Origin of the sequence: Paracoccus aerodenitrificans (genome assembly GCF_027913215.1) — a bacterium.
Lineage (GTDB): Bacteria > Pseudomonadota > Alphaproteobacteria > Rhodobacterales > Rhodobacteraceae > Paracoccus > Paracoccus aerodenitrificans.
In genome coordinates, this window is the sequence record NZ_CP115784.1 from 1588386 (window position 1) to 1602752 (window position 14367).

21 protein-coding genes are annotated in these 14367 nt (G+C 63.3%); 2 read left to right on the forward strand and 19 right to left on the reverse strand.

The window, feature by feature from the left end:
• Positions 1-34: 34 nt before the first annotated feature.
• The 16 genes from PAE61_RS09260 to PAE61_RS09335 form a co-directional block, all read right to left on the reverse strand.
• Entirely contained in the window at positions 35-487 is a 453-nt protein-coding gene (locus PAE61_RS09260; protein ID WP_271115012.1) for a GNAT family N-acetyltransferase, read from the reverse strand.
• Positions 484-747, reverse strand: coding sequence for a DUF1272 domain-containing protein (locus PAE61_RS09265; protein WP_271115013.1), 264 nt, complete (start codon positions 745-747; stop codon positions 484-486). The genes PAE61_RS09260 and PAE61_RS09265 overlap by 4 nt, the downstream gene beginning before the upstream one ends.
• Before the next feature lie 61 nt (positions 748-808).
• Complete coding sequence (locus tag PAE61_RS09270) at positions 809-1231, reverse strand: GNAT family N-acetyltransferase (RefSeq protein ID WP_271115014.1); 423 nt, start codon at positions 1229-1231, stop codon at positions 809-811.
• A gap of 13 nt (positions 1232-1244) precedes the next feature.
• On the reverse strand, positions 1245-2093 hold the full coding sequence (locus PAE61_RS09275) for an isocitrate lyase/PEP mutase family protein (protein ID WP_271115015.1): 849 nt from the start codon (positions 2091-2093) through the stop codon (positions 1245-1247).
• A gap of 12 nt (positions 2094-2105) precedes the next feature.
• Positions 2106-3020: a DMT family transporter gene (locus PAE61_RS09280; protein WP_353620390.1), complete on the reverse strand. Its 915-nt coding sequence runs from the start codon at positions 3018-3020 to the stop codon at positions 2106-2108.
• Positions 3017-3679, reverse strand: coding sequence for a GNAT family N-acetyltransferase (locus PAE61_RS09285; protein WP_271115016.1), 663 nt, complete (start codon positions 3677-3679; stop codon positions 3017-3019). Before PAE61_RS09285 ends, PAE61_RS09280 begins: the two co-directional genes overlap by 4 nt.
• 181 nt (positions 3680-3860) lie before the next feature.
• A complete protein-coding gene (locus tag PAE61_RS17595; protein ID WP_353620391.1) occupies positions 3861-5924 on the reverse strand; it encodes a relaxase/mobilization nuclease domain-containing protein in 2064 nt (687 codons plus the stop codon).
• Positions 5921-6241, reverse strand: coding sequence for a hypothetical protein (locus PAE61_RS09295; RefSeq protein WP_271115017.1), 321 nt, complete (start codon positions 6239-6241; stop codon positions 5921-5923). Before PAE61_RS09295 ends, PAE61_RS17595 begins: the two co-directional genes overlap by 4 nt.
• Entirely contained in the window at positions 6238-7161 is a 924-nt protein-coding gene (locus PAE61_RS09300) for a lytic transglycosylase domain-containing protein (protein WP_271115018.1), read from the reverse strand. The genes PAE61_RS09295 and PAE61_RS09300 overlap by 4 nt, the downstream gene beginning before the upstream one ends.
• A gap of 5 nt (positions 7162-7166) precedes the next feature.
• On the reverse strand, positions 7167-7502 hold the full coding sequence (locus PAE61_RS09305) for a DUF736 domain-containing protein (protein ID WP_271115019.1): 336 nt from the start codon (positions 7500-7502) through the stop codon (positions 7167-7169).
• Positions 7503-7569: 67 nt separating this feature from the next.
• Positions 7570-8115: a S26 family signal peptidase gene (locus PAE61_RS09310; RefSeq protein ID WP_271115020.1), complete on the reverse strand. Its 546-nt coding sequence runs from the start codon at positions 8113-8115 to the stop codon at positions 7570-7572.
• Positions 8112-8630: a DUF2840 domain-containing protein gene (locus PAE61_RS09315; RefSeq protein WP_271115021.1), complete on the reverse strand. Its 519-nt coding sequence runs from the start codon at positions 8628-8630 to the stop codon at positions 8112-8114. Before PAE61_RS09315 ends, PAE61_RS09310 begins: the two co-directional genes overlap by 4 nt.
• Positions 8627-8881, reverse strand: a complete 255-nt coding sequence (locus PAE61_RS09320; protein WP_271115022.1) for a hypothetical protein — start codon at positions 8879-8881, stop codon at positions 8627-8629. Before PAE61_RS09320 ends, PAE61_RS09315 begins: the two co-directional genes overlap by 4 nt.
• Complete coding sequence (parA, locus tag PAE61_RS09325; RefSeq protein ID WP_271115023.1) at positions 8878-9531, reverse strand: ParA family partition ATPase; 654 nt, start codon at positions 9529-9531, stop codon at positions 8878-8880. The genes PAE61_RS09320 and parA overlap by 4 nt, the downstream gene beginning before the upstream one ends.
• Positions 9528-10568, reverse strand: a complete 1041-nt coding sequence (locus PAE61_RS09330; protein WP_113667599.1) for a replication initiator protein A — start codon at positions 10566-10568, stop codon at positions 9528-9530. The genes parA and PAE61_RS09330 overlap by 4 nt, the downstream gene beginning before the upstream one ends.
• On the reverse strand, positions 10569-10841 hold the full coding sequence (locus tag PAE61_RS09335; protein WP_113667600.1) for a helix-turn-helix transcriptional regulator: 273 nt from the start codon (positions 10839-10841) through the stop codon (positions 10569-10571).
• 468 nt (positions 10842-11309) lie between these two features.
• Here PAE61_RS09335 and PAE61_RS09340 point away from each other — a divergent pair, with 468 nt between their 5' ends.
• Both PAE61_RS09340 and PAE61_RS09345 read left to right on the forward strand, forming a co-directional pair.
• Positions 11310-11597 (forward strand): DNA -binding domain-containing protein, encoded by a 288-nt coding sequence (locus tag PAE61_RS09340; RefSeq protein ID WP_271115024.1) that lies wholly within the window; start codon positions 11310-11312, stop codon positions 11595-11597.
• 84 nt (positions 11598-11681) lie between these two features.
• Positions 11682-12662 (forward strand): arsenic resistance protein, encoded by a 981-nt coding sequence (locus PAE61_RS09345; RefSeq protein WP_271115025.1) that lies wholly within the window; start codon positions 11682-11684, stop codon positions 12660-12662.
• A gap of 109 nt (positions 12663-12771) precedes the next feature.
• On the opposite strand, the gene PAE61_RS09350 is transcribed toward PAE61_RS09345, so the two are convergent.
• From PAE61_RS09350 to PAE61_RS09360, 3 genes are all read right to left on the reverse strand, one after another.
• Positions 12772-13293, reverse strand: a complete 522-nt coding sequence (locus PAE61_RS09350; RefSeq protein ID WP_271115026.1) for a DUF2285 domain-containing protein — start codon at positions 13291-13293, stop codon at positions 12772-12774.
• 46 nt (positions 13294-13339) lie between these two features.
• Positions 13340-13555, reverse strand: a complete 216-nt coding sequence (locus PAE61_RS09355; RefSeq protein ID WP_271115027.1) for a transcriptional regulator domain-containing protein — start codon at positions 13553-13555, stop codon at positions 13340-13342.
• 249 nt (positions 13556-13804) lie between these two features.
• A complete protein-coding gene (locus PAE61_RS09360) occupies positions 13805-14206 on the reverse strand; it encodes a single-stranded DNA-binding protein (RefSeq protein WP_113667603.1) in 402 nt (133 codons plus the stop codon).
• Between the last annotated feature and the right edge of the window lie 161 nt (positions 14207-14367).

Genomic DNA, 14367 nt, shown 5'->3' on the forward strand with positions numbered 1-14367 from the left:
CAACCTATGCTTTTGAATGGCTTCGATTGGGCAGTTAGTGCTGGAGCCGCATCCGATAGCGAACGAAATCGTCGGCTTCGACGAATTCGTCGTAGAGGCGTCGGGCGGGATTATTCTCCCGCGTATGCCAATACAGGGTTGACCAGCCCTGCGCCGTGCCGCGATCGACCAGATCCCGTATCAACGTCCTGCCGATGCCTTGGCCACGGCTTGCCGGATCGACAAAGAGGTCTTCAAGATAGCAGATCGGGCCGGCTACCCATGTTCCTTCATGCAGAACGCTGAGGCTAAACCCTACGGGGGTGTCACCGATCAGGGCAATGCGACCGAGGAGAGGTGAAGCGGGATCGAGCGTGCGTTGCCAGGTTCGAGACGTAATCTCGGGGGCAACGCTTGTTTCATAAAAGCTGTTATATCCGTCCCAAAGACCGCGCCAATCAGCTTCGTCGGAAGGCCGCATATCTCGAACGCTGATCGTCTCGCTCATCTCGGAGGCCCCTCTTGTTTCTCTTCGCGGCATTTTGCGTTCAAGACGCGGTTAGTCGATGCCGGATGTTTCAGGAGCAACGCCGATGGTCGGATCGGACGTGGGACGAGATTGCCGCCGCAGTTGAGGCAATTTCCACCGGGAAACGACTCGGCGCACGTCGCGCAGTAGGTGCATTCGAAGGTGCAGATGCGGGCATCTTCGCTCTCTGGCGGTAGGTCGCGGTCGCAGCATTCGCAGTTCGGGCGCAGTTCAAGCATGGTGCCTCCTCACGGCTTCAGTTCATATGTGACCCAATGGGTCGCTTCGGCGACGTCATCATCAAAGTCGCCGTGCCGTCGCGTTGTCGGTCGCTGTGATCCAGCGGATCGATGGCCAGCCGCGCTCGCGGGCGATCGTGGCCAGATGCTCGATGAGCTGGCGTCCAACACCGCGACCGCGCTGATCGGGGTCAACGAACAGATCGTCCAGAAACCCCGCGTTGTTGCCCTGCAACGGTTTAGGTTGTGGCCGGTAATGCGCAAGGCCGACAAGCTTGCCGTCAGGGGCGACAGCGACCAGCCCTTCCAACGGGTGCGCGGGATCATGCAACCATGCCCAGGTCTGATCCAGAATGGCGTGGGTGATGTCGCGTTTGTAGAACGTCGCGTAACCGCGATAGAGCGGGCGCCAGGCGGCCGCATCTTCGGGCAAGACAAGCCGAATATTGATGTCTGTCATCTTCATCGCATTGGTGGTCGTCATAGTCTCTGGCCCCTTACCGTTTCTCGCGATCAGTCGTTGCATCGTCGGTCATGAATTTGGAAATGACCGCACCGGGAAGCGCATCGGCCGCGTAGGTGAAGGTGCCAGACTTCCGCACCTCTTCGGCAGCCCGCATCAGTCCGCCGAAGGCGGCGCGCGCCATCGAGCCACCCACGCTGATACGGCGAACACCCGCATCCTGAAGCTCGGCCACGGAATAGACCGGCCCCTTGAGACCCATGACCACATTCACCGGCTTGTCGACCGCGCGGCAAACGGTCCTGATCGCGTCGATGTCTGGCAGACCCGGCGCGTAGAGCACGTCCGCGCCGGCCTCGGAAAACGCCTGTAGCCGTCGGATCGTGTCGTCCAGGCTGTCGCGGCCATAAAGGTGGTTTTCGGCTCTAGCCGTCAGCACGAAGGGCAGACTGCGCGCGGCCTCGGCGGCCGCCCGAACACGATCGACAGCATGGGCGAACTCATAGATCGGCTGATCGGAGTTGCCGGTCGCATCCTCGATCGAGCCGCCGACCAGTCCTGCCAAATTCGCCATGCGAATGGTCTCGGCACAGGTGTCGGCGTCTGCGCCGAACCCGTCTCCCAAGTCGGCCGAGACGGGCAAGTGGGTAGCACCAACGATTTCGGCGGCGTTCGCCAGTATCTCATCCCGGCCGAGGCCAGTCAGCGAGTCGCGCCGCCCCTTGGAGAAGGCATATCCCGCGCTCGTGGTGGCCAGCGCTTCGAAGCCGAGACTGGTCAGGAGCCGTGTCGAGCCAGCGTCCCAGGGGTTCGGAATGACAAAGGCCTCTTCGCGTTCATGCAAGGCCCTGAAGCGCTCGTATTTTTGTTGCTGGTCCGACATGGTGTTTCCTCCTTATGTCTGCATGGGCTGGGCGGGCGCTCTCAAGGCGATCACGGCGGCGATCAGGATCAGAGCAAAGCCGATGAGGTCGGCCGGCGTTGGACGCTCACCGAGAACGATTGCCGAAGCGATCACGCCGAAAACCGGAACGAGAAGCGTTCCAAGACCTGCGGTGCCTGCCGGGAGCCGGTCGAGCACCTTGAACCAGAGTGGATAGGCGACGGCGGTTCCGGCCACGACTCCATAGAGCAGCCCGAACCAGGGCAGCACACCGACAGGGCCATCGACACCAAGGCCGGTGAACATCATCCCGATGATGGAAACCAGAGCGCCAGCGAGAAGCTGATAGATCGCCACCGCAAGTGGGTGTGCGGGAACGCGCGCCCACTTCAGATAGACAATGCCTATTGCCCAACAGATTGCCGATCCGATCGCGGCGAGCGCGCCGAGCGAAACACCGGCCTGGACCAATGGCCAAAGCAGCACGAGCAACCCGCCCGCACAAAGCGCCAGGGAGATCATGCGTGCGGTCGTCAGAGATTCTTTGAGGAACACGCGGGCGGCGAGCGCCACCCATATCGGCATGGTGTAGGCACAAATGGCGGCACGCCCGGTCGAGGTGTAAAGGATGGCTATGGCCGAGAGAGCACCAAAGCCCCCACAGGCAAACAGCCCGGACACGATGAGATGCACACGATCGCTGACCTTGCGCACGCGCAAGCTCGCGCCAATCATGGGCGCAAGCATAGCTAGCAGCCCTGCGCCGGCTACGAAGGATAGAGTGCGGAAAGTCCAAGGCGAAAATGCACGCAGGCCAAAGTTGGTCGCGATGTAATTTACGCCCCAGAGGAACGCGACCAGAAGCAAAGCAGCTCTGGCCGCGAATGGCTCCGTGTTTTGCCCATAGGGTGCAGTTGTCACGCTCACTGATCGAACGCCAGCTTGTCGAGTTGCTGCCCTGAGCTGTCGAAGTTGTCGGCCTTCAACCAGCGTTCGTAACCGGCGCGCAGGCGCGGCCAATCGCTATCAATGATCGAGAACCAGGCGGTGTCGCGGTTCAAGCCCTTGACGACCATGTGCTGCCGGAAAATGCCCTCGAAGCTGAAGCCAAAGCGCTCGGCTGCGCGTTTAGAGGGAAGATTGGCGTTGTCGCACTTCCACTCGAAGCGGCGGTATCCCAGGCCAAAGGCATAGTCCGCGAACAGAAACAGCGCCTCCGTAGCTATCCGCGTCCGGGTGATCGCCGGTCCCCACATGATGTTGCCGACCTCGATCACGCCGTGGACGGTATCAACCCGCATCAAAGCCTGACGGCCTTCGGCTCTGCCGGTCGCCTTGTCGATGACGGCAAAGAATAGAGGGTCTGTGCTGGCCTCCGCTTTCTCGGCCCAGGACTGAATTTCAGCAAAGTCGTTGGGAGCTTTGTCAAAAAGATACCTGAACCGATCTTCAGCGCCCGAGGCAGATGCAGCCTCGAACAAAGACTGCGCGTGTAGATCCACGCTGAGCGGCTCCAGCCGTGTGTAGGCTCCCTCCAGTATTCTACGCTCCGGTTTTGGAGCACCTTTCCAATTGCCGAGTTCCACGAAGACACCATCCAGAATCTGACGGAACTATTCCGTCGTTGAGTTTGTGGGCCAGCAATTGCATAAATATGGCCGGTTGTTCCCATCCACTTCAGCGCCAATGAGCAGGCCAATTGGAAGGCATTGGTTGCAAATTGGCAGGAATATTTGGAGGGACTGCCAAGCTTTGGAGCGCTGATTCCTACAGCGATAGCCCCCGCTGTTTGCCAAGCTGCCACGAAACCGATCCGCCCTGCACGATGCCCGCGACCTCGCGGCCGAGCTGGCGGTCGATCACCGGGCGCCATGGGACAAGGGTAAACTCGTGGCTCTGTTCAACCACCGCGAACTTGCCGCTGGATAGTTGGACGGTGCCGGTGAACTTGCCGCCGATCTTCTCGCCATCCGCCGCCGCCCGAAATGGCAGCGCCTTGCTCTCGGCCATCTCCGCGCCGACGCGGGAGACTTCACGCTCGCGCAGCGTGGCGAGAAGGCTGCGCCGGTAGAAGATACGACCATCCCGCGCTCGGGTGGCGTCACCCTGTTCGATATGATGTTCGCGGCGTTGATCCATCGCCTCGCGCACCTGTTGCCCGAATCCGGCCGGAGCGAGGTCCGATGCGTCGGGTGTAACCAGCCGCCGGTCGAGCCAGGTCGCGCCATCCGAACCGATCTGGCTTTCCAAATTGAAGGTCGAAATGACACGGATGCTGGCCTGCCGGTTCCGGCCTGCATCATAGGCGGCGGCGCGGCTCTCGAAATCTTCGGGGATGCGCCAATGGTCTGCGTCGATCCGCTCGACGATCCCGGCGCGGCGCAAAGCCTCCAGTCGCCGGACATGAGAATCGACGAAGCCCTCATAATCGCCGCCCGGAACACGGCCCTCGAACTTCGCTTGCTCCAGATGGCGGCTCGGCCGATAGGTGCCGTCTTCGGCGACGGCGGCAATGGCGCGGTCGGACGGACGTTGCGCCGTGTCGGCGGGGCCGATCTCGATGATGCTGCCGATGCGGGCGTCCTCGACGCGGGCCGGGTCGATGCCCGGAACATGATGCGTCCGGCCGTCGATCCCATCCACCACAAGGGTCAGGTTCTCGCCCATCTCGTCGGTGAGATACTTGTCCACGACGCGGCCGACGATGGGCGTCTCGGGCGCGGCATCATGGAGCTGGAAGGTCATCGGATCGCGCTCCAGCCCATCGGCATTCAGCGCCTTGTGCATATTGCGGATGATGTCTCCGCGCTCGCCCAGCTCGCGCAAGGTCGGCTCCATCCGCTCGCTCAATTCCCAGACGCCAGGCGCGTGTTCTGTGGCGAGGCCCATCTGCTCCAGCTTGCCCAGACGACGCAGGCGCAGCGTCCGGTCGAACTGGCGACGTGGATTGTCGGGTTCATGGCGCAGGTCGATGAATCGTTCGTCGGCTTCCTCGGTCATCGCCCTGTCGATGCGGGTGAAGCGGTCCTGATCTACCTCAGCGGACAACTTGCGGGTCTGCTCGATCTCGGTGACGGGGCCAAGCTCCAGCGTGGTCAACTCGCTGGCCCGCTCGCGAATCCCATTGGCGAGATAGTCGCCGTTGATGACAAGATTCTCGCCCAGGTCGTCCTTGCCTCGGACGATAACATGAACATGGGGATGGCCGGTGTTGTAGTGATTGACGGCGACCCAATCGAGGTTGGTGCCGAGGTCGATTTCGATATGGCGCATGAGGTCGCGGGTGTGTGCTGTCAGGTCGGTCAGGTCCGCGCCGTCTTCCGGCGAGACGATGAACCGGAACTGGTGGCGATCGTCCTTGCCGCGATCGAGGAAGGCGTCGCCATCGGCGCGGTCCTCGTTGGCGGAATAGAGCTGGCCGCGCTCGCCATCGCGCGAGGTTCCGTCGCGCTGGATATAGCGCAGATGGGCCGCCGCCTTGCCGTTCTTTCCTGCCTGCTGGACGTAGCGGGTTTTCACGACGACACGGCGCACTCCCGGCGTGCTGTGCTTCCATCCACCCGACAAGGTGCGCGAGCGGACGAAGGACGCGCCGCGTCCACGCTTCAGGCCCGGCCCGCTGCTCGCCCGCGATGCCTTGCCGCCCTTGGTGGCGGCTGACGATCTGGAGCGTGGCGAGGATGATGCGGATGACCGCGACGGGCTGTTGCTGTGCTGGCGCGCGAGCTTCTTTGCCTGCGTCAGAAAGCTCTTGGCCTTGCCGAGCTTGGGGGCATCGGCGCGGATGCGGCCGGGCTTCGGCCGGAAGCGGTTCTCGTCGTCGGCGCTCATGGACGCGCCTCCGGCCAAAATCGGGGGAAATCGGGCGTTCGGCGGCCATGGTGCCGGTCGAAACCCAGCAAAGCCAAGACTTTGCGCGAAATCGCGGCTCGCGCCGTCCAAAAACAGGGTGCCGGTAGCGGCTCCCCTAACCAGTGTGCAGACAACAACAATTTCAGAAATCCGGCCAGCGTAGTGCCGGTTTCCTTTATCTTGCCCTCCCTTCCTGCTTTCTCTTCTGCCCCTCCTGCCGGGATTCCAGACAGGAAGAACCCTGCCTGGCTGAACACCGGAACGGATCGCGCCGAACGCGGGAACACGCCTCTCATGGCGCACTCCCGTCGTCGGCGCGGGCTACGAAAATGCTGCCGGTCGGCGGCTCCGTATCGACGGCATCGCGCACCGGCACGGTCGCGCGGATGTCGCCGGATTGCGCCTCGGACGACGGCGTAGCGGCAATCCGCATGTCGGTCGAGCGCGTTACGAAGAGCGGTGCGTCGCGCCAGTCGGGCGGCGGCGGCGGTGTTAGTGCGGGTGTTTCACGCCCGGCCGAGCCGCCCAGGACCGGCGCAAGCGCGGCGACATAGGCGCGCGTCTCGGCGGGCAAGGCGCGGCCTGTCGTGCGATGCTCGTCGTAGCGGCCGGGACCGGCATTGTAGGCCGCGAGCATCGCGGCGACATTGCCGTAGCGGTTCCACATTTCGCGCAGATAAGCCGCGCCCGCCATGATGTTGTCGCGTGGATCGTAGGGATCGCGGCCGAGGCCATGGCGGACGCGCAGGCCGGCCCAGGTGTCGGGCATGACCTGCATCAATCCCATCGCTCCGGCCGACGAAACCGCGCGCACATCGCCCGCGCTTTCGGCGCGCAGCACGGCGCGAATCCAGTGTTCGGGAATGCCGAAACGCTGCGAGGCTTCTGTGATGAAACTGGCGTAGGGATCGGCGGGATTCACGCGCGCGACGGGTGCCGCCTGCGCCGATACGGCGACCGGGCAGGCTGCGACCGCGAGCACGCCAGCCAGAAGGAGACCGGCATATCGTCCGATCTCCCTGCCTCCGTTCGACCTCCAGCCTGCCAGCGTGCTCGCTGCGGTCAAGGGCAAGGCGCGAGCGCCGGCCAAAGGCCGCCCCTGACCTTCGCTGCGCGCGCCGGCCGTCCGGTGGCCGAGCGGGACGACGGGATGAGACGGTTTTTTCGCGAACAACGGGATGAGGGTTTTGAACGCGGGGATGACGCGATAGCGCATGGCTTTCAGTCCCGCCCGCCGCGCGGCTTCGGGCGGCTCCAGTGCAGCGACCAGGCCGACTTGTCGTTGCTGTGCTGGAAGAGATTGGCGCGGATCGGCTGCGGCAGTGCGGGGTCGTCGATCACCAGCGAAATGTAGTCGCCGGCCTTTTCCCCGACCTCCTTCCAGCCCGCGCCGACCTCCGGGCCATCCTCTGCGCCGTGAAGAACGCGATAGGCGGGCGCGTTCTCCGCGTCCGATGGTTCGGCGGGAACGATCGTCAGTTCGCGGTAAAGGGTGAGCGTATGAACACGGCCCACGAAGGTTTCGTTTTCGGCGGTGAATTGACCGATCTGAGGCATGACAGTCTCCTTGGCGGTGAGGTTGAAAGACCATCGGCGGGCACCGCTCCCGCCGATGGGAAAGCGGTCAGCGTGTCGGCGCGCGCCATTCGTAGCGGCCGTCGCCTTCCTCATCGGTCCAGAGCGGCAGCGCCCGGCCGATGACGGAACTTGCGGGGATGGGTCCGAAGTAACGGCCGTCCAGGCTGTCGCGGACTTCCCAATTCATGAGGAAGATTTCGCCGTCTCCGACGACGCGGCAGCCCTGCCAGACCGGCAGATCGCGGCCGATCCTGTCGCGGTCCAGCGCTTCGCCCATCTCCACGCCATCGACGGTGATCGTGGATCGCGAGCGGCAAACCCGTTGCCCAGGAAGGCCAAGGACGCGCTTCAGGAGCGGCACGCCGCGACCGACATAACCGCGCTCGACCATGAAGGTGGCGAGCGGTTCGGGCGGCATGACGGCGACCAGCTCTGGCACCTCGATCCGCTCGGTGGGTGCGACAGTGTAGAAGCCGATGGGGGCGCTGGCCGTGGCGTTCCAGATGAGTTTCGTAGGCGTCGGGATGAAAGCCGCGACGGCGACGCCGACGCCCACGAAATACGTCACCATGATGTAGCCGAACCGCGTCATGGCTCGAACCTCCGGCGATGGAGCCAGGCGGCGTGTCGTTCCGGCGTGTAGTCGCGCGGCTCCAGACCGGCAGCTAGACGGTTGTGGACGTGTCGCCAGTGATCCGGCGCGGCATCGGCCGGATCGAGGCCGAGCGCTTCCACCGCGTCGATGGCGGCAAGCGCGCGTTGCACCTTCGCCCAGCTATCGAGGCGGAGCAGGATGTCGCCGCCGGGGCGGACGAAAGGCAGCGTCTGGAACGGCTCGCCGCGGCCAATGGCACGCACGATGTCGATGCGCGAAATCACCGTGCCATGCTCGCCCGCCGCCCAGCGGACGAAGGCGAAGACACTTTCCGGCGCGAAGCCGACGAGGCTGCGGCGACGGTCGATGATCTGTTCGTAGCTCTTGCGGCCGAACCGTATCCAGCGCTCGACTTTGCGCTTGTCGAAAGTCAGTTCGACCAATGTGGTGAAGGGCGCAGGCCCGTCCGGCAACGGACGGCCGTGCAAGCGGCGGGCCGCGTTGCCGGTCATGTCGGATCTCCTTCGATGGATGGAAATTCGCGCGCGAGCAGGTCGCGCAGCATGTCGGTGACGGTGATGCCGCGCCGAAAGGCCACGACCTTGATGCGCCCGCGCAACTCGGGCGTGATGTCGATCGTCAGGCGGGCGGTGAACGCCTCGCCAGCAACCTTGCTGGTGGACGGCGTGTCAGCAGCCTTGATCCAGCTATCGGGATTGCCCGGCCGAGATGCGAAGCCGGGCTTGCGGGTGCGTCCGGTCATGGCGCGGAACTCCCGATACCGATGCTGTCGATCTCGGCGGCAAGCGCGGCAATCTCGCGCGCGGCCCGGCTGTCGGCGTCGATCTCGGATGCGAGCCGGCCGGACTGCGCGGCATCGGCGAAGACGACGCGCTGGCCGATGGTCGTGGCAAGCACCGGCGGATCGTGATCGGCAAGCGTCTCAGCCGTCTCGCGGGCGATGACGGTGCGGGCGCCGCAACGGTTGAGCACGAAACGGGCGGCGAGGTCTGGCCGGTAGATGCGCGCTTCCCTGAGAAGCGTCAGCATCTCGGCCGAGGCCCAGCCGTCGAAAGGAGACGGCTGCACCGGGATCAGCACCAGGTCGGCAGCCAGCAGCGCCGAGCGCATCAGAGCGGCGACGCGGGGTGGCCCGTCTATGACGACGTGATCGGCGTCACGGGCCAGTTCAGGGGCTTCCCGGTGCAAGGTGTCACGGGCCAGGCCGATGGTGCTGAACAGCCTTGGCAGCCCCTCATGGCTTCGTGTCTGTGACCAGTCGAGCGCGGAGCCTTGCGGATCGGCGTCGATCAGGATGACGCGCTGGCCGCGCTGCGCCCAGGCTCCGGCGAGATGCAGCGCCAGCGTGGTCTTACCGACGCCGCCCTTTTGATTGAGGAGCGCGACGATCATGGCGCACCTCGTCGGGCAAAACCGGCACTGGCACCGGCACCACGGATCGCGTGCGCGCGCGTCAAAGAAGAAGAGTTAGATTCTTTGTTAGATTCTTCTATAGAGTCCGGCGGGCGATTTGCGCCTAATGTCCCGATACTGCGTGCGCCTAATGTCCCGATAGGATTCACATGTTTATCCACAGGCACTGTGGATAGATTTTCGGGCAGAAAACGCAGCAGTTCGCGCCCGTCTTCCCATTCGCTCTGGAGGAGGTAGCCGGGCAGAGATTGACGTGCCGCGATCCTGCGCAGGTCGAGCGCAAAGTCGGACGGTCGCGCCGCGCTGCCGGATTTCTGGTGAAGGTGGGAGACCTCGAACGCCCAGCCCTCGGGCTGGCGACCGGCGTGTTTACGGGCGACGCGATACAGCCATCGTTCGATCCCGCCGGTCAGCCGGAAATAGGCCGGGTCGATGGTCAGGACCAGCGAGCGATCGATGACGCTGTTGTAGAACCATTCGGGCAGGACGAACTCCATGCCCTCGACGCGGCCGGTGCGCGTCGTCATCTCTTCCCACTCGTTAATCCATGAGAATTGCCTGCGCCGCCAATGCTTGCCGTTGCGGATGGTCGTGGCGATGACGGTGGATTGCAGGCGCGAGAGCGCGGCCTTGAGCAGCAGATAATCGCGGTTTCCGGTGGCCCGCCCGATCGAGCGCAAGAGCTGATAGGGCATGAAACGGAAGAACCGCGAGGTGGGGATGCCGTTGTTCTCGGCCGCGACGATCTGCGAGGCGGCCCAGATCAGCACATCGGCATCCCAGATCGTCGCCATGCCATGTTCGGGCATGGCCAGCACCTGCACCTCGACATCGGCGGCCCGGTAGAGGATCGGCGTGGTGCGGGGCCGCTTCGCCAGCGAGAAGAACGGCCGCTCCATCAGATCGCGCTGGTCGCGCGGCGCGGCGTCGCCGGTCGCCACGATGAACGGGTCCAGGCGGGTGCGCTCGCTGTCTTCACTCCGCTGCGCGGGTCTGGGATCGTCGTCGCGCAGCATTTACAGCTCGTCCCGCTCTTGTGGCGTCAGCGGGCGGGCGGGAAAGACGGTGCCTGCGTTTTCGTCGCGGGTGGATTTACGGGTGCCGATGGCGCTCCACGCTTCCAGATCGCGGACGGCGTAGAGGACGCGGCCGCCGATCTTGCGGTAGGTCGGCCCGGTGCCATAGGTGCGATGTTTCTCAAGGGTGCGGACGGACAAGCCGAGGAAGCGTGCGGCTTCCTTTGTGCGCAGCAGGCGCGGCGGCAGGTCCGCATTGGGGCGGATGGCCATGGGATCTCTCTCCAGTTCGTCAGACAGGCGGCTGTCGAAGCGACAGCGGGCTGTGGCGAACGATGGCGAGGGACCGGCGGCCTGTAGCGTGCCGCAGTTGCGCCTATGCGCTGGCGGCACCCCCTCATCTGGGGGTATCGATCCAAAAAGGTGAGAGATTTCAGCGTTTCACCGCCGACTGCGCCGATTAGCTCAAGACAATCGGGCGCGAGTCAGCTAAGGGTAGAAGCGGAGCAGACGCGCTGCTCCGGGGCGTCGAAACCCCTCTGTTACCGCTTGGTGCTGGCCGTTACGGCACCGCACTCCTTGACCTATGGTCGGGGAGCCTGTGGCGTATACAACAGGCTTTCCGAGCTAAAGGCCATGGGGCCGTGTAACAGCGGTTTCGAACTCCCCGATCACCAGGAGTCAGAGAGTTTATCTGCGGGGGCGCACCGCAGGCACTCTCCTGAAGAAAGGGGAATGATTATGCGGGTTCCCGTCGAACTTGATCCCGATGTGGATGATGTTGCGCCGACAGGCGACGAGATCACCACCTATGATGAACAGCATTTCGTGACCTATCTGCGGCTTCTCGATGCCAAGGCCGAGGATGCCGACTGGAAGGAGGTGGCGCGGATCGTGCTGCACCGCGATCCGGTCGCGGAGGAAATGCGCAGCTATCGGTGCTGGCAAAGCCATCTCGAACGAGCGCAATGGCTGTCGCGCGAGGGATATAAACGAATACTGGAGCAGGCCGCGGCAAATAGGGATTGAAGGTCGTTATTGACCAGTCTGGATTTCAGCTTGCCTCTTGTCGCAGGTTTCGGAATTCTTGCGACATAGGGGCGGAGTAAAGATTTGAACAATATTCGAGAAAACCTCGAAACACAGCAGGTCCGAATATATTTCGGCGCGGTCGTTTTGGCTGCGATAATTGCTTTGCTTGTTCCGGGAACGACTGAGCTAGAAAGCGTCGTCAATCCAACGCTGGCTCTGATGCTGTTCGTCACTTTCCTACAGGTGCCCCTTGCTGATCTTGGGCGAGCCTTCGCCCGCGTTCGGTTCCTTCTGGCGCTGCTCGTGACAAATTTCGTAGTGGTGCCGATCCTCGTTGCGGCCCTTATCCAACTCCTGCCGGCCGAACCGATGTTGCGCCTTGGCGTCCTGTTCGTGCTGCTTACGCCCTGCATCGACTACGTTGTGACGTTCTCGCATCTAGGCCGGGCCGATGCGCGGTTGCTGCTGGCGTCAACGCCGGCGCTACTCATCCTGCAAATGGTGCTGTTGCCCGTTTATCTTGGTTTTTTTCTCGGAGCAGATGCGGCGAACCTCGTGCGGATGGGGCCGTTCCTTCATGCCTTTATCTGGCTGATCGCGGTTCCTCTCGTACTGGCAGCGCTCGTGCAGACTTGGGCGAGCCGCAACCGGACGGGGGAGCGTGCTGCAACGGTTCTCGGGGTCTTGCCCGTCCCGGCTACCGCGCTCGTTCTGTTCGTCGTCATCGCCGCCGTGGTGCCGCAGCTCGGGCCAGCGATCGACGGTGCAATGCGCGTTGTGCCAATCTATGTCGCCTTTGCGATCCTCGCCCCCTTGATCGGCTGGGGTGTCGGCCGGCTGTTCAGGCTTGAAGCATCGGCCGGCCGCGCAATCGCGTTCAGCGCCGCCACCAGAAATTCGCTCGTGGTGTTGCCGCTCGCCTTCGCTGTGCCGGGTGCGGTGCCTATCCTGCCAGCGATCATCGTCACGCAAACGCTGGTCGAATTAATAAGCGAATTGATCTATATGCGGCTAATTCCGAGGCTTGGTGCGGCCGAACCTCTTGATCCGCTGAAATTCTAAATCTGCGACAGATTGCCCCCGGAAAATCAGCGTATTCCTTGTCATATGTTTCTGTTGCAAGTGGCAGAGCACTTCGACAATCGTGGCAGCAGGAGCGCACGGTCGACGATCATCGCTTGCCGGGTTTGACCGGATAATGCAGCAATAGCCTATATCCACCGCGCATCATCCTGATACCGTGGGCGACAAGACGGCGGGCCTTGTTCTTGGCTGGATCGGCCTCAAAATCCTCCTTCGTGCCGTGAAAGCCGAGCAGGACTTCGGCGATCGCGCGGTAGCTCTCGCCTCGTAGGCGGGCGTCGAGCGCGCGCAGGGACAGGATATGCCATTCCCGGAGTTGGTCGGGCAGGACGCCCATGGGCGGGCCAGGCCGACGCCGTGTGAGGGATCGCCAGAGGCGACGCGCCGCATGGACGCGAAGCTCCAGAAATGAATCCATCGGTAAGGTCACGGCATAGAAAGCGGCGGCGTCGAGCACCGCGTTCGGCACCCAGAACTGATGCGCGATGTCGCCAACCTGCCAGACGCCATGCCAGCCATCGGCCGCGCGTCGTAGGTCGAGACCATTGAGATGGGCGAGAGCGACAAGCGGCTCCGTTTCTGCGGCCTCCTGTTCGACGGGCGACAGCATGACCGCCTGTGGCTGAAGGCGCGGAGACCAGAACGGGGGCTGGCGATCAGGCGACGCGTCGGGGTCGCTTGGGAAATCGCAACCCCCAGCGCTGCGCGAACCGCTCCAGTTGCCTCACGCCAGGTTCTTTGGTTCGGGCGATCGCGTTGAAGTCGTGGCGATACTCGTCATTACGACGAAGGTATTCCCAGGCGAAACCGGCAGCAGGCAGATTTTTGGTGTGCTTGTAAGCCGCCGGAGCACGCCAATCGATGCTGAGCATGGCGTCATCTCCCAATAGCGGGCTGCGCAGGGCAGACCCGGATTGGAAGCCTGCGGGATTTCGGGCAGTGACTGTAGTTGCACCAAGAGTATAACTGATGCCACTAACGCGATAAATTGCTTGGTTATTTTTGTCTTAACGGCAGATGCGCAGATTCGTGGGCCGCACGCTAGTCGATAGACGCCGACTATTTCTGCGACCAAAAAGAAAACCCGGTGGCTTGCGCCACCGGGCTGCCGGTATCCCGACTCAGAACGGGATGTCATCGTCGTCGATGAACTTGCCGTCATCGTTCTGGGTCTGCTTGGCCCGGCTGAGGAAATCGACCGTCTCGGCGATGATCTCGCAACCATAGCGGTCGTTGCCCTGCTGGTCGGTCCACTTCGTGTAGTGGATGCGGCCGCGAACCAGAACCTTCATGCCCTTATCGCAATACTCCTGGATCGTCTTGCCGAGGCCGTTGAAGGCGGTGATGCGGTGCCATTCGGTATCTTGCACCCGGTAGCCGTTTTCGTCCCGGACAACCTTGCCTTCCGAGTAGCGGGGCCGCGAGGTGGCCAGGGTGAAGTGGGTGATGCCGGTGCCGCCCTGAGTGGTGCGGGTTTCGGGGGCCTGACCGATGTTGCCGGCGAGGATGACGATGTTCTGCATTGTAAGTCTCCGTTGCTTCTTCGGAGGAACCATTCCCTCCGACGAGACCCGGCCAAGGCCGTCGGGAGACTCCCGCAACTGCCGTCCTGGCGGCAGCTCGCCCTTAAGGCCCCAGGTGGAGCGGGCAGCCGCGCTCGCGCGGCAACACGGCTGGGAGCCGC

Excerpts from the sequence above, each read along its gene's own strand:
- PAE61_RS09330 (WP_113667599.1), bottom strand. The coding sequence starts at position 10,568 with ATGCTGCGCGACGACGATCCCAGACCCGCGCAGCGGAGTGAAGACAGC.
- PAE61_RS09295 (WP_271115017.1), bottom strand. The coding sequence starts at position 6,241 with ATGAGAGGCGTGTTCCCGCGTTCGGCGCGATCCGTTCCGGTGTTCAGC.
- PAE61_RS09310 (WP_271115020.1), bottom strand. The coding sequence starts at position 8,115 with ATGACGCGGTTCGGCTACATCATGGTGACGTATTTCGTGGGCGTCGGC.
- parA (WP_271115023.1), bottom strand. The coding sequence starts at position 9,531 with ATGATCGTCGCGCTCCTCAATCAAAAGGGCGGCGTCGGTAAGACCACG.
- PAE61_RS17595 (WP_353620391.1), bottom strand. The coding sequence starts at position 5,924 with ATGAGCGCCGACGACGAGAACCGCTTCCGGCCGAAGCCCGGCCGCATC.
- PAE61_RS09335 (WP_113667600.1), bottom strand. The coding sequence starts at position 10,841 with ATGGCCATCCGCCCCAATGCGGACCTGCCGCCGCGCCTGCTGCGCACA.
- PAE61_RS09355 (WP_271115027.1), bottom strand. The coding sequence starts at position 13,555 with ATGCTCAGCATCGATTGGCGTGCTCCGGCGGCTTACAAGCACACCAAA.
- PAE61_RS09350 (WP_271115026.1), bottom strand. The coding sequence starts at position 13,293 with ATGCTGTCGCCCGTCGAACAGGAGGCCGCAGAAACGGAGCCGCTTGTC.
- PAE61_RS09260 (WP_271115012.1), bottom strand. The coding sequence starts at position 487 with ATGAGCGAGACGATCAGCGTTCGAGATATGCGGCCTTCCGACGAAGCT.
- PAE61_RS09270 (WP_271115014.1), bottom strand. The coding sequence starts at position 1,231 with ATGACGACCACCAATGCGATGAAGATGACAGACATCAATATTCGGCTT.
- PAE61_RS09275 (WP_271115015.1), bottom strand. The coding sequence starts at position 2,093 with ATGTCGGACCAGCAACAAAAATACGAGCGCTTCAGGGCCTTGCATGAA.
- PAE61_RS09320 (WP_271115022.1), bottom strand. The coding sequence starts at position 8,881 with ATGACCGGACGCACCCGCAAGCCCGGCTTCGCATCTCGGCCGGGCAAT.
- PAE61_RS09340 (WP_271115024.1), top strand. The coding sequence starts at position 11,310 with ATGCGGGTTCCCGTCGAACTTGATCCCGATGTGGATGATGTTGCGCCG.
- PAE61_RS09305 (WP_271115019.1), bottom strand. The coding sequence starts at position 7,502 with ATGCCTCAGATCGGTCAATTCACCGCCGAAAACGAAACCTTCGTGGGC.
- PAE61_RS09300 (WP_271115018.1), bottom strand. The coding sequence starts at position 7,161 with ATGCGCTATCGCGTCATCCCCGCGTTCAAAACCCTCATCCCGTTGTTC.
- PAE61_RS09360 (WP_113667603.1), bottom strand. The coding sequence starts at position 14,206 with ATGCAGAACATCGTCATCCTCGCCGGCAACATCGGTCAGGCCCCCGAA.
- PAE61_RS09315 (WP_271115021.1), bottom strand. The coding sequence starts at position 8,630 with ATGACCGGCAACGCGGCCCGCCGCTTGCACGGCCGTCCGTTGCCGGAC.
- PAE61_RS09265 (WP_271115013.1), bottom strand. The coding sequence starts at position 747 with ATGCTTGAACTGCGCCCGAACTGCGAATGCTGCGACCGCGACCTACCG.